The organism is Neobacillus sedimentimangrovi (assembly GCF_010614825.1).
GTDB classification, from domain to species: Bacteria; Bacillota; Bacilli; order Bacillales; family Cytobacillaceae; genus Neobacillus; species Neobacillus thermocopriae.
Window position 1 is genome coordinate 22,595 of the sequence record NZ_JAAFZF010000008.1, and the last position, 13,992, is coordinate 36,586.

Consider the following 13,992-nt stretch of genomic DNA (forward strand, 5'->3'; position numbering starts at 1 on the left):
GCTCCTCCTGTTCTTATTAGTTGTATTTAAGTAAGCTTCTTTGATAATCCGCAATCCTTTTATACTCCTCTTCTAACACTCTTGAAAGATGAATAAATATTGGCAGTAATTGTCTGTATTCTTTTGCTGCATTTTCATTTGGTGTATGTTTATAGGTGCTACCAATCATGTCAGACACGACTTCAAACGATTCAATTTTGCCTAAGGCATAAAGGCCTAAAATACAGGCGCCCAGACATGAGCTTTCATAGCTTTCTGGAACGACCACTTCTGATTCAAAGATGTCGGACATCATTTGCCGCCAAACCTCTGATCTAGCGAAGCCTCCTGTTGCCTGAATTCGGGTGACAGGACCATCCATGCACTCGGTTAATGCGAGAAATACAGTGTATAAATTATAGATAACCCCTTCTAATGCAGCCCGAATCATATGTTCTTTTTTATGTGAAAGGGTTAAGCCGAAAAAGGAGCCTCGCACGTCAGGATTCCATAATGGTGCGCGTTCACCAGCGAGATAGGGATGGAATAATAATCCGTCTGCACCTGGTTTTACACGTTCAGCAATTTTGGTTAAGACTTCATATGGATCTATTCCAAGTCTTTTGGCTGTTTCCATTTCAGATGAGGCAAATTCATCGCGAATCCATCGTAGAACGATTCCACCATTATTAACTGGTCCACCAATAACCCAATGTTTTTCCGTTAAGGCATAACAAAAGATTCTTCCCTTTTCATCTGTTTTTGGCTCATTTATGATGGTCCGTATGGCTCCACTTGTCCCAATGGTAACCGCAACCTCGCCCTTTCTAATGGCATTTACACCCAAATTGGAAAGTACGCCATCACTTGCGCCAATGACAAATGGTGTGTCTGGTTCGATTCCGATCTGTTTTGCTAGATCAGGATTGCAATTTGTAAATACCTTTGTAGTTGGTACAAGATCAGGCAATTGATCTCTAGTAATCCCGGCTATTTTTAATGCCTCTTCATCCCAATCCAAGTTTTTGAGATTCATCAAACCCATCGCGGAAGCAATTGAAAAATCGACCACATATTGATCAAAGAATTTTTTAAAAATATATTCCTTGATTCCAATATATTTTTTTGCCTTGGTAGCGATTTCAGGTCGCTCATTGACAATCCATGTAATTTTACTTAATGGCGACATAGGATGGATGGGTGTTCCTGTTCGTTTATAGACCTCATGTCCATTCCATTCATTTTTAATTTTATGGGCCCATGCTTCACTACGGTTATCTGCCCAAGTAATACAAGGAGTTAGTGGCTGATCCTTTTCATCCATTACTATGACACTATGCATGGCACTACTGAAGGAAATAAACTCCGGTTGTTTTTGTGGATTCTGTTTCATAATGTTTGAAATGGCTTTTAATACAGTTTGAAAAATTTCATCTGGGTTTTGTTCAGCTGTTGATATATCTGGTGTATAAAGCGGATAGCCAATATTTTCTGTTTGAATGACTTCTCCTTTCTCAGAAAATAGGACCGCTTTCGTACTCGTCGTACCAATATCTACTCCTAACATATAGCTAGTCATCTTGTTGCTCGACTCCTTTAGTTAACATTTGTTGTGACATCCAGAGGTCTTCAACTTTCTCTTGAACATCATCAAAGTTTTTGTGCAATGATTCAATCATTAATGCTCTATCTTTTGTTCTGATGGCCTCAATATAAAGATCATGGTTATTTATAATTCTAGTAAAATCATCATATTTTTCTTTGATACGAGCACGCATCGATAAGAGAATAAGACTTTCCATTACCGGCTTTAAATTATCCCAAATCATCAGGACATAGGAATGATGAATCGACCGAATAATCGTTTCATGGAACATGATATCTTGATAGGAAAACTCATCCGCATCTTTATATTTGATTGCGACTTTCATCATTTCTAATATTTTGCTAAGTTCGTTTACTAATTCTTGAACATCCATTTTTACTAATCGTTCAAAGACAAACGTTTCGATGAGCAGCCGAACATCATAAATTTCATTTATTTCTTTTTCGGTTAAACCTATAACAACGGCCCCCATTCTTTCTAACCGAATGAGATTTTCAGAAGCCAGTGTTTTTAATGCTTCACGAACGGGAGACCGGCTTACGGAAAAATCTGCTGCCAATTTGTTTTCTGATAGAATGGCACCGCTTTCAATGATACCAGAAATAATCCGCATTCTTAGCTCACAGGCCACACGCTCTCCGGTTGAGGCTTTAGAAAGCCATTTTGTTGGATAAAGAAAATCTATTGATTCGGACATTCATCCACCTTCTTTAATTCGAGTATACTTGTATACAAGTATTATAACTAAGATTTTTAATAATGCAAACGCTTTTATTCAATTGTTATGTTTAAATAAAATAATAGGATTTTAGAATTGTAGGTAGTTTACACTACTTATATCTTCTCCTTTAATAACTGTGGAAAAAGATTTATGTTCTTTTTAACACCCTTAAAAAAATCCCTTCAATCATGAAGGGATTTGCTTTTCTCGTTTAAGTGATACATTTTATACCATTCGACAAAATGGCCTAAACCTGTTTCTAATGTGGTGGAAGGATAGAATCCCACATCTTTATGCAGATCAGTAATATCCGCATAGGTTTCTTTTACATCCCCCGGCTGCATAGGCAATAATTCTATTTTTGCTTTTTTGCCAATCAGTTTCTCTAATACTTGAATAAAAGCCAATAAGTTTTCTGGGCGGTTGTTGCCGATATTATAAATTTTATAGGGGGCTTTACTTGAACTGATTCCAGAATTTTCTTTATCCCCACATGGCCTTGTTTTAGGTGGCTTATTTAATAAACGGATAATTCCTTCGACAATATCGTCGATGTAGGTGAAATCTCTTCTCATGTCACCATAATTAAATACCTTTATTATTTTTCCTTCAAATATATTTTTTGTAAAAGAGTAGTAGGCCATGTCGGGTCTTCCCCACGGTCCATAAACGGTAAAAAATCGAAGGCCTGTAGTAGGAATTTGATATAAATGGCTGTAGGTATGAGCAATTAATTCATTTGCTTTTTTCGTAGCTGCATAAAGACTTACTGGTTGGTTGACGGGGTCTTTTGTCGAAAAAGGGATATGGTTAGTTGCCCCATAGACAGAACTTGAGGAAGCATAAATGAAGTGGTCAACAGGATGATGTCTGCAAGCTTCTATAATATTGATAAACCCTACTAGGTTGGATTGGGCGTAGGCATGAGGATTTTCGAGACTATAGCGAACGCCAGCCTGAGCAGCTAAATGAATGACAATTCTTATAGAATTATTTTCAAAAATGGAGTTTAATGCTTTTCTGTCGGTAAGATCCATTTTATAAAATTCAAATTGAGGATAAACCTTCAATAGTTCTAGCCTGTCCATTTTTAAACGAGGATCATAATATTCATTTAAATTATCAATGCCAATCACATGATGGCCAAGTGTCAACAATCGTTTGGAAAGATGAAATCCAATAAAGCCAGCCGCCCCTGTCACTAAAATGGTCATTATTTTACTTCTTCTCCTTTCGAACATGTTCCAATCCGTAATACGATACAATATGCAGCAGGAGATAAGGAGGTATGGATATTTGCACGAAAAAAAGGATAGTATGTCCCCAAATTTCATCTTGGTATGCGTTAGTTCCATTATATGCAGGTCTATTGGTGGTTAACATTTTTTTACATTGACACAGATAAAGGGGATCACTATAGTATAATTAGGAAAAAAAGAATACCCGTAACTGAAACGGGAGAGGTTCATAGCTGATACCCTCTATAAAAAACTATGGATTCATGACAACTGGCCATGTCCATAATGGATGTGGCTTTTTATGTTTTTGTCCGTTTAGTTTGAATGAGAAGCGGAAACGAACCTCTCCTGTGAAAGTGGATTACACATTTTACAGGAGGTTTTTTTATGTCTGGAAGAACTTATGAAGAAGGATTAAAGGATTTAACATTGCTTGGGAATCAAGGGACAAAATACTTATTTGAATACTCCCCAGATGTGCTGGAAGCAGTTGAGAATCTTCATCCAAATCGGGATTTTTTCGTGAAATTTAACTGTCCTGAATTCACCAGCCTTTGCCCGCTGACACGTCAGCCGGATTTTGCCACTATTTATATTTCTTATATCCCTGATAAAAAACTGGTGGAAAGCAAATCTTTGAAATTATATCTGTTCAGTTTTAGAAACCATGGGGATTTTCATGAGGATTGTGTCAATATTATCATGAATGATTTAATTAAGCTCCTTGATCCAAAATATATTGAGGTTTGGGGCAAATTTACCCCTCGTGGTGGGATTTCAATTGATCCATGGTGTAACTATGGTAAACCGGGTACAAAGTACGAAGAGATGGCCCAATATCGTTTAATGAACCATGATCTTTATCCTGAAAAAGTGGATAATCGATAGGAAAGAGTTAAAGATATGCTATTTTATTTAAATGGTATATTTACAGGATTATTGATTTTGGCCAATATCACGGCAGTAAAGCTTTTCCATATTGGAACTTGGGTAATATTGCCCGCAGCGGTGATTATCTATATTTTTACCTACCCTATTATTGACGTCATTACGGAGGTTTATGGAAAAAAAGATGCCCAAAGGACGGTTCATTCAGGATTAGTGACACAAATCCTTGCTTTAGTCTTTATAACAATTACGATCCATTTGCCTGAAGCTCCAGTATTTAAAGATCAGGAGTCTTTTGAGACGATTTTAAATGGAAGTTTTCGGGTGGTACTTGCCAGCTTAATTTCTTACACTGTCAGTCAACACTTGGATGTATTTGTCTTTAATCTATTAAAAAGCAGACATGGGCAAAAGAAACTATGGTTACGAAATAATGCCTCCACCATGCTAAGCCAATTAATTGATACAACCGTTTTTATTGTGATTGCTTTTTATGGAACAATACCGCTAGAAGTACTAGGCACTTTAATCATTACTCAATATATTTTTAAATTTTTAGCAGCTATTTGTACGACTCCTATTGTCTATTTCCTGGTAGGGATTGCTAGGAAACATGAAGCAAAAATACTTTAGGTCAATAATTTTTTTAACCCCTTGGTCTATGACCAAGGGGTTTTTGGCTTGGATTTAACATTATTTAATAAAATCGGGAAAATTTTGGACAAATAATCTTTTAGTCTCTAAAATTTTATAGTAATATTTAACCATAAAAATATTATACATATTACAAATTCTTCACCAAATTATGACAAACTATTTAATTTATTCATGGTATTTTAATAGAAATATATAACCGGGGGAGGAAATATGAGAAAATTTACGGTCATTTTTGTTTTATTACTGTGTATGTTTTTGAGTTATATACCAAAAGTAGATGCAGCGAGTTCACAATTAATTATTATTAATAAAAAGACAAACACTCTTGCATTCTATGATTCTGGAAAGCTAGTTCGCACATTTAGTGTAGCAACAGGACGTACAAGGGATTTAACACCTGAAGGGACCTTTAGGATTGTTAATAAGATTGTGAATCGTCCGTATTATACGGGTGGTATTCCAGGGGGAGATCCGCGTAATCCGTTAGGAAACCGTTGGCTTGGATTAGAGGCTAGAGGGACATATGGTACAACCTACGCCATACATGGGAATAATAATGAAAGCTCTATCGGCAAGTATGTTAGCTCTGGCTGTGTACGCATGCATAATGATGAAGTCCGTTGGCTTTTTGATCGGGTAAAATTATATACCCCAGTCATTATTACTTATTCCAGCAATAGTTTTGATGTGATAGCAAAGGAAAAAGGGTATTTGGTTGAATCAAATGGTTGGGTAAAAGTTAACGGCAATTGGTATTATTATGAAAAAGGTGTGCCTAAAACCGGATGGCTAAAACATGGGGGCCAATGGTATTACTTAGATAAAAATGGTGTGATGAAGACTGGATGGGTCTTAGTCAATAACAAATGGTATTATTTACAACAATCTGGGGCAATGAGGACTGGATGGTTATTAGACCGGGGTACTTGGTATTACCTTGATCAATCCGGTGCCATGAAGACTGGCTGGTTATACAATGGTGGAGCTTGGTATTACCTTAATAATAACGGTGCCATGAAAACTGGTTGGTTAAAGGATAAAGGAACATGGTATTACCTCAAAAATAACGGCGCCATGAAAACCGGATGGCTCTTAGATAAGAAGAAGTGGTATTATCTTGATAAAAGTGGAGCTATGAAAATTGGCTGGCTGAATGAATCAGGTAAGAAGTACTACTTGGACAATAATGGAGCAATGGTAACTGGCTGGTTAAAATACGAGAATAAATGGTATTACTATAATAATAATGGTGTCATGAAAACCGGATGGCTCTTGGATAAGAAGAAGTGGTATTATCTTGATAAAAATGGAGCCATGAGAATTGGCTGGCTCAATGAATCAGGCCAGAAATACTACTTAGACAATAGTGGAGCAATGGTAACGGGATGGTTGAATATCGAAAATAAATGGTATTACTTCCAGAACAGTGGTGCTTTGGCTGTTAATACAATAGTTGACGGCTATAAAGTAGGTAAGGATGGAGCTAGGATCCAATACGTAGCGTTAGGTGACTCATTAGCTGCAGGAATTACTCCAGAAAATAAAGATGATTTAGGATATCCAGATTATATTGCTGATAATTTTGGCAAAGACTCAATTGGATATAAAAATTTAGGTGTTCCTGGATATACATCTATTCAATTAAAAGCGGATGTGCAAAATAATAAGGAAATTCAAAAATTAATAGCTGAAGCGACACATATTACAATTGATATCGGTGCGAATGATTTACTCCCATTACTGCCAGATAATCCAGATGAAGCTTTAAATCCTACTGAAGTAATGCAGGCAATTGGTGATGTCTCTAAGAACATTGATTCAATTCTTGGCACAATTGATAAGCTAAATCCAAATGTAAATGTGTATGTAATGGGATACTACAATGCGTTCCCATATTATCCTGAAGAACTTCAGAAACAGTTATTACCGTTGATAAAGGCATTAAACGATGAAATTAAAAAACAAGCTATTGAAAATGGCGATACATTTGTAGCAACTGATACTGTCATTGCTAGTGACTTTAAGAAATATATTCCAAATCCAGACAATATTCATCTAAGTAAATCCGGATATCAAGTCATTGCTGATGAATTTTGGAAAGTAATGAAGTAGATGGTGTCTGACACCACTTAGAAAATGAAATAGAAGGTGCCCTTCTTGGGTGCCTTCTTTTTTTATAGATACCTTTAATAAAATCCTTTTTTGTAAAATTTGTTACATTACCCGTATGTAAACATCTTTGTAAACATGTATACCAATTGTAGACAATTTGTTTACAAAGATGTTTACACATATACAAATACGTACACATTCTTTAATAGAGCGATGTATACATATTTGTAATTAATGTTTACGTAAATGTTTACTTATTTTCCAATGTTTACAAATTGGTATACTTTATTACACTTATATTTCTTTTTAGCTTGTGACATTGAAGTATCAATGCATCTTCTATACGCTTAATAGTAAAGAAAGTTTTCAATCTATTAAGTGAAAAGGAATGATGTTGATGACGAAGTCTAGAATTGCTGCTGTAGACGTAGGCAATGACTCTGTTAAGGCCATTTTCGGTGAATTAGAACGTGAATTAAATATTCCAAACATTATTGCAAGAGACACAGAAGATCGGCCTGTAATCGGCATCGAAGATTTGGACAGTAAAGATCCGTTGGATGGAATCCATATTAGAGTCCACTCCCCTTCCTTAAAAGAAAACAATGTGATTTACCGTGTAGGGAATTTGGCAACGAAAAGCATTAATGCAACTGAATTAGATCCCGGCAGTAGTAAATCGGAGGAAGACCAAACATTAATTATGCTGTTTGCCACCCTGGCACTAGATGCAGTGAATAGTGATTTTCCACGGAATAAGAATGTTATTGATGCTAGCTACATACTTGGAACCGGTCTACCGCTTCGTGAAGTAAAAGAAGGAAAAGATGCAGGATATCGCTCAAAATTGCTTGGTTCCGTTCATCAGGTTGAGTTTCTCGTCACACCAAAATATCAGGGAATGAAGGTCAATATTAAATTCGACGAAGTGAAGGTTTATCCAGAAGGATTTGCTGCTTTTATCAACTTGGTGATGGATAATAGCTTAAAAATTATTAATAAAGACCTTATTGACAAGCGTATCTTAATTCAAGATATTGGAGGATTATCTACGGATATCGCGGTCATTAAAAACCGCAATGTTGATGATGACAAAGCTCAAGGGTTTAATCTTGGGGTTTCAGAATCACTTGAGCAAATACGAGAAGAAATCCGGAAAAAACACGGCGTGGAGCTTGATAGTCGTCGTGATGTCGTCGAAATTATTACAAAGAAAAATGACCGCAACCATATTATGGTGAAAGGAAGCCGGACAAGTGTCCATGATATCACTGACCGCATCCTACTTGATTTGGCAAAGAAACAATACAGACTTCTAAGAAATGTTTGGGCTAAAAATTCGCAAACGGAAATCTGCTATTTTGTTGGCGGCGGTTCAATCATTTTAAAGGAATATATTAAAAATATAAACAACAGTCTAGATGGCTATAATATTGATTTCTTTGAGGATGAAAAGGAAAGCATTTGGATGATGGCTAACGCCTATTACAAGCTTATTAAGGATTTTATCCGTAAAACAGAAAAACAAAATGCTGTTAAAGATAAAGCTCCAGTTAAAAGCTAATTAAAGGTGTGAGTCTATGAAAAAGACAGCCACTAAGGAGATTAAACGTGGACAGGCCATTTCTTTTCGCCTTCCCTCTGATACACCAGATTATCTATTAAAACAGCTACAAAAAATAAAAGAAACCGAACGTAGGAACTTTTCTAGTAAGATTGCTGAGTTTGTCCTGCAAGGGGTCAGTCAATCTTTTTCGCGGGAAAAAGAGACAATCACCATTCCCCTTCCGAAAGGATTAACGAAAGCACAGCGTGATTGGCTAAAGCATGAGCATTCAGAAGCACTATTAGGAAGTATCCTATATCATTTAATTTCTGACCCTGTAAGGTCAACAGCACTGCTGGCCTCATTAAATAGCAATGCGGTAGATATTGATGAGGCTCTATACCTTCAGGAAGAGGCAATGGCAAGTCAACAGGTTGTTTCTGCCGATATGGAAACTGATATTCAACAAGATTTTACTGGCGGAATGGAAATGGAAGACGATTTAGAAGAGTTGACTTTGGAGAATTTGACACAGATAGACTCCTCCATTGAAAATCAAATTGAAGAGAAAGAACTGGACATTGATGATTTGTTGGGTGGCTTCTTAGCAAAAATGAATCAATAGTGGCGGCCTTTTTCCCCACCTGAATGACTAATTATGAAATTCGGGTGGGGAAAAGCATCGTTTTAATGGGTTTTATTCGGTAGTTTTTTACTTGGTGTATCACTACCTTGATTTTCCCTGTTTTTCTGATCTTTTTTCTGTCTTTCCTGTAATTTTTCCACAAATTCATGGGTGTTACCGCTTTGAAGATTATGATCCATGTTATCCCTCCTTATTGCTTGAACAATGGTTAATGTATCCAAAAGAATTGAAAAACATGCAAACAAAGGGGCTGTCCGGAAAGTGGTATTTCAGCCGAAATCTTTATAAAAGCAAAACCCAAGAATGCTGTTAAATCAACATTCTTGGGTTTTTAATTTGGGTTCATTTTTCTCTTAATTGGACTTTTTAGACAGCCCCTTATCTTTTTAAATAACTCCCTGAGCAATCATGGCATCAGCCACTTTTGTGAAGCCAGCGATATTAGCACCAACAACTAAATTACCTGGGAAACCATATTCATTAGCAGCTTTGACACAGTTTTGGTAAATGTTCACCATGATTTGATGAAGCTTCGCATCTACTTCTTCAAAACTCCAAGATAATCTCTGGCTGTTCTGTGCCATTTCTAAGGCAGATACGGCTACTCCTCCGGCATTAGCTGCTTTACCAGGGCCAAACAGTACACCATTGCTTAAAAATACATTAATGGCTTCATGTGAAGATGGCATGTTTGCTCCTTCTGCTACAGCCTTAACACCATTTGCAACTAACATTTTTGCAGCCGTTTCATTAATCTCATTTTGCGTTGCACATGGAAACGCAATATCACATGGTATTGACCAGATACCAGAGCATCCTTCGAAATATTGGGCATGTGGATGGTACTTGACGTATTCGCTGATCCGCTTTCGTTCAACCTCTTTAATTTGTTTGACGGTTTCAAGGTTAATACCAAGTTCATCATATACATATCCATTGGAATCACTGCAGGCAACAACTTTAGCTCCGAGTTGTTGGGCTTTTTCCATAGCATAAATGGAAACATTGCCGGATCCGGAAACTATAACTGTGCTTCCTGTGATATTAAGTCCTTGATCCTTTAGCATTTCCTGAACAAAATAAACTGTTCCATATCCAGTAGCCTCTTTACGTGCTAAGCTTCCGCCATAATTAACCCCTTTACCAGTTAATACACCAGCTTCAAAATGACCGCGCAGTTTTTTATACATCCCGAACATATAGCTAATTTCACGCGCTCCAACCCCAATATCTCCAGCTGGAACATCAGTATCAGGGCCAATATGGTGGTAAAGCTCACTCATAAAACTTTGACAGAAGCGCATAATTTCGCCGTCGGATTTCCCTTTAGGGTCAAAATCAGATCCGCCTTTTCCTCCACCAATTGGCAGGCCTGTTAAGGAGTTTTTGAAGATTTGCTCAAATCCAAGGAATTTAATAATGCTAGCATTAACAGATGGATGGAAGCGAAGGCCGCCTTTGTAAGGGCCAATGGCGCTGTTGTACTGAACTCGGAAGCCTCGGTTTACTTGAACTTTTCCGGTATCATCAACCCATGGAACACGAAACGTAATTAATCTTTCCGGTTCTACGATTCTCTCTAGAATTCCTTGTTTTCTATATATTGGATGTTTTTCAATTACTGGAATGAGAGAATCAAAAATTTCCTTAACCGCCTGGTGGAATTCGTATTCATTTGGGTTGCGGTTTTGAACCGTTTCAAACACCTCATTTATATATTCTCCAGCTGTTTTTGTTTCTGATTGTTCCACATGCTCAATGGTTGGCATGATATTCACCCCTTTTGAAAAAATAAATGATCCTTCAAATAAATATCTGAATATTCCTTTTATTACGATTTATACATTTTATAATGATTAATTAATCTCAGCAATATAAATAATAGATAAGATTAATGCTAAAATTAGATTAATAGAAAAATAGAGGCGGAGTAGTGGTTATTATGGAATTGAGACAGATTAAATATTTTATTGAAGTCGCAAAAAGAGAACATGTGACAGAGGCAGCTCATGAATTGCATGTAGCACAATCAGCGGTTAGTAGGCAGATTTTTAACCTAGAGGAAGAACTGGGTGTAAGACTGTTTTTCCGTGAAGGAAGAAATGTTAAGTTGACTCCTATTGGAGAGAGGTTTCTAGAACATATGATGCAGGCGGTAAAGATAATTGAAAATGCTAAGCGGGAGATTGAAGAATACTTAGATCCTGAAAAAGGGGTCGTCCGTATTGGATTTCCCAGCAGCCTAGCTGCTCACACTTTGCCAGCTACCATCTCCGCCTTTCGCAAACACTATCCGGAAGCGAAATTCCAATTAAATCAGGGCTCCTATTCCTATCTTATTGATGGTGTCGTGAAGGGAGAATTTAATCTCGCACTGATTGGACCTGTACCGAAAAAAGAAAAGAAAATAATAGGAAAAACGCTTTTCACAGAAAAAATTGTGGCCCTACTGCCTTATAACCATCGTTTGGCCAATAGCCCTCATTTGAAATTAAGCCAATTAAGGGATGATCCATTTATTTTGTTCCCTCAAGACTTTATTTTACGGGAAATTATTGTAAAGGCCTGTTCCCAGCTTGGCTTTGAGCCGAATGTGGCTTTTGAAGGACAGGATATTGATGCGATCAAAGGGTTAGTTTCAGCAGGACTAGGTGTTACGCTGATTCCGGAAATTACATTAATTGATAGTGTCCCTCCTTCAACGGTAAAAATCCCACTAATTGAACCAAGTGTAACCCGTACTGTTGGGGTCATTATCCCGACTGATCGTAAACTACTACCGACTGAAATGCTATTTTATGAGTTTTTGAGTGAATTTTTTAGCTTGCTTGATCACTTTCAGAATTAATAGGGATTGAAAAACTCGATCGTTTTTGGAAATGAAACATGAAGCACATACATATGTTTTAAGGTAGGGTAGATCCTTTCATATGGCCAAATAAGAGAGCAGGAGGGCTTTAGATGTTATGGACAATTCTTGCTATTCTTTTGATTGTCTTTATTGGAGGACCGCTTTACCTTATCCTTTGGCTGCGTAATTTGGCAAAAAAACCTCAGCATTCCATTATTCGCTCCTACCCGTATTTCGGATGGATTCGTTATGCACTAGAGAATTTGGGTCCAAAGCTCCGGCAGTACTGGTTTGACGATGATAACGGATCCCGGCCCTTTTCACGTTCGGACTATTTAGGGATTGTCTTTTCAGCAAAATATAGAAGTGATCTAATTAGTTTTGGTTCCAAGCGGGATTTTGAAGGTCCTGGTTATTATATCGCAAATGATTTGTTTCCACGGCTAAAAGAGGAACTTCAGGTGGGCCATCAAGAAGAAGTTCAAGGGATGAAATATAAAATAGATCATGAGGGGTTATTTTTCCGCCGTGAACATCTTGTTAAAGACAAAACTTCGCGCTGGCTTTATTCGGAAGATGATGCGATTGTTGTTGGTCCGGAACGCCAAAAACCATGGAAACTTTACGGACCATTTGGCGTATCGGCGACCTCTTACGGCTCTGTTGGTGAAAATTATATTCTTTCTACTGGATATGGATGCCAAATGGCTGGTGGTTCTTGGATTAATACGGGTGAAGGTGGAATTGCGCCGGAACATTTGGCAGGAGGAGCTGATGTCATAGCTCAAATCGGCCCTGGTTTATTTGGTTTTCGTGATCAGAAAGGGAATTTTTCAATCAATGAATTTAAAAAAGCTGCGGAGCACCCATTAATCAAAGCATTTGAGCTGAAATTTGGCCAAGGGGCCAAAATCCGAGGGGGACATCTTGAAGGGGAAAAAGTAACAGCAAAGGTGGCAAAGATTCGCAAGGTAAAAGAGGGAGAAACGATTATCTCTCCAAACCGATTCTCGTTTTTACGTAATTCGAATGAGGCCTTAAAATTTATTAAGCAATTGCAGGAGGTAGGTGGAAAACCGGTCGGAATCAAAATAGTCGTTGGCCACTCATTAAATTTAGATGTGCTTTTCGAAACAATGAAACAGCTGAAAATTTATCCTGATTTCATTACGGTGGATGGGAGTGAAGGCGGATCGGGGGCCACGTATAAGGCGATGGCTGATACGATGGGTTTGCCCTTGTATTCAGCTCTTGTTGCGGTTGTAGATAAAGTCCACCAATATGATGTTCGGGATCGAATAAAAATTTTTGCATCTGGCAAGCTGATTTCGGCTGATAAAATTGCGATAGCCTTGGCGATAGGCGCGGATGCGGTTAATTCCGCACGGGGCTTTATGATTGCCAATGGTTGTATTATGGCCATGCAGTGTCATACTGGTAAATGTCCAGCCGGGGTGACAACAACGGATCCGAAGCAGCAGGAGGCGCTTGTTCCGGATGAAAAGAAATGGCGTGTCATGAATTATATTGTCACCGTCCGTCAAGGGCTATTTGCTTTAGCTGCTGCTTGCGGCCTAGATTCACCTCGAAAATTTACTCGTGATCATATTGTTTATAAGGGGAATGATGGACAGGTGAAAAGGTTGTCCGAAATCTTTCCGCTCCCCTTTTCTAAAGAGAACATACAAGAAGATTAAGTTGTAGAATGATGGTACTGCGATAAAAACGGATCTGGGGAAACAAGAAAT

The 13,992-nt window shown here is 37.7% G+C and carries 12 protein-coding genes and 1 riboswitch; of the genes, 7 read left to right on the forward strand and 5 right to left on the reverse strand.

The window, feature by feature from the left end:
- Positions 1–16: 16 nt before the first annotated feature.
- The 3 genes from gntK to GZA11_RS04925 form a co-directional block, all read right to left on the reverse strand.
- The gene (gntK, locus tag GZA11_RS04915; RefSeq protein WP_163183119.1) at positions 17–1,558 is read right to left on the reverse strand and encodes a gluconokinase; all 1,542 of its coding nucleotides are present in this window, start codon (positions 1,556–1,558) and stop codon (positions 17–19) included.
- Positions 1,551–2,282, reverse strand: a complete 732-nt coding sequence (locus GZA11_RS04920; protein WP_038538009.1) for a GntR family transcriptional regulator — start codon at positions 2,280–2,282, stop codon at positions 1,551–1,553. Before GZA11_RS04920 ends, gntK begins: the two co-directional genes overlap by 8 nt.
- A 206-nt stretch (positions 2,283–2,488) precedes the next feature.
- Entirely contained in the window at positions 2,489–3,520 is a 1,032-nt protein-coding gene (locus tag GZA11_RS04925; RefSeq protein ID WP_038538006.1) for an NAD-dependent epimerase, read from the reverse strand.
- Positions 3,521–3,760: 240 nt separating this feature from the next.
- Positions 3,761–3,807: riboswitch (PreQ1 riboswitch) on the forward strand.
- A gap of 124 nt (positions 3,808–3,931) precedes the next feature.
- Between GZA11_RS04925 and queF the strand changes: the two genes are divergently transcribed.
- From queF to GZA11_RS04950, 5 genes are all read left to right on the forward strand, one after another.
- Complete coding sequence (gene queF / locus GZA11_RS04930) at positions 3,932–4,432, forward strand: preQ(1) synthase (RefSeq protein ID WP_038538004.1); 501 nt, start codon at positions 3,932–3,934, stop codon at positions 4,430–4,432.
- A gap of 15 nt (positions 4,433–4,447) precedes the next feature.
- Entirely contained in the window at positions 4,448–5,065 is a 618-nt protein-coding gene (locus GZA11_RS04935) for a queuosine precursor transporter (RefSeq protein ID WP_038538002.1), read from the forward strand.
- A gap of 234 nt (positions 5,066–5,299) precedes the next feature.
- The gene (locus tag GZA11_RS04940) at positions 5,300–7,201 is read left to right on the forward strand and encodes a L,D-transpeptidase family protein (RefSeq protein ID WP_163183120.1); all 1,902 of its coding nucleotides are present in this window, start codon (positions 5,300–5,302) and stop codon (positions 7,199–7,201) included.
- 397 nt (positions 7,202–7,598) lie between these two features.
- Positions 7,599–8,765, forward strand: coding sequence for a ParM/StbA family protein (locus tag GZA11_RS04945; protein WP_163183121.1), 1,167 nt, complete (start codon positions 7,599–7,601; stop codon positions 8,763–8,765).
- A 16-nt stretch (positions 8,766–8,781) separates the two neighbouring features.
- Complete coding sequence (locus GZA11_RS04950) at positions 8,782–9,372, forward strand: hypothetical protein (RefSeq protein WP_163183122.1); 591 nt, start codon at positions 8,782–8,784, stop codon at positions 9,370–9,372.
- A 62-nt stretch (positions 9,373–9,434) separates the two neighbouring features.
- Here GZA11_RS04950 and GZA11_RS04955 read toward each other — a convergent pair whose 3' ends face one another.
- Together GZA11_RS04955 and gdhA are read right to left on the reverse strand one after the other, a co-directional pair.
- A complete protein-coding gene (locus GZA11_RS04955) occupies positions 9,435–9,572 on the reverse strand; it encodes a DUF4023 domain-containing protein (protein ID WP_163183123.1) in 138 nt (45 codons plus the stop codon).
- 207 nt (positions 9,573–9,779) lie between these two features.
- On the reverse strand, positions 9,780–11,162 hold the full coding sequence (gdhA, locus tag GZA11_RS04960; RefSeq protein ID WP_163183124.1) for an NADP-specific glutamate dehydrogenase: 1,383 nt from the start codon (positions 11,160–11,162) through the stop codon (positions 9,780–9,782).
- A 173-nt stretch (positions 11,163–11,335) separates the two neighbouring features.
- On the opposite strand from gdhA, the gene GZA11_RS04965 reads away from it, so the two are divergent.
- Together GZA11_RS04965 and GZA11_RS04970 are read left to right on the forward strand one after the other, a co-directional pair.
- The gene (locus tag GZA11_RS04965) at positions 11,336–12,241 is read left to right on the forward strand and encodes a LysR family transcriptional regulator (protein ID WP_163183125.1); all 906 of its coding nucleotides are present in this window, start codon (positions 11,336–11,338) and stop codon (positions 12,239–12,241) included.
- A 113-nt stretch (positions 12,242–12,354) separates the two neighbouring features.
- On the forward strand, positions 12,355–13,941 hold the full coding sequence (locus tag GZA11_RS04970; protein WP_163183126.1) for an FMN-binding glutamate synthase family protein: 1,587 nt from the start codon (positions 12,355–12,357) through the stop codon (positions 13,939–13,941).
- The last annotated feature ends 51 nt before the right edge of the window (positions 13,942–13,992 follow it).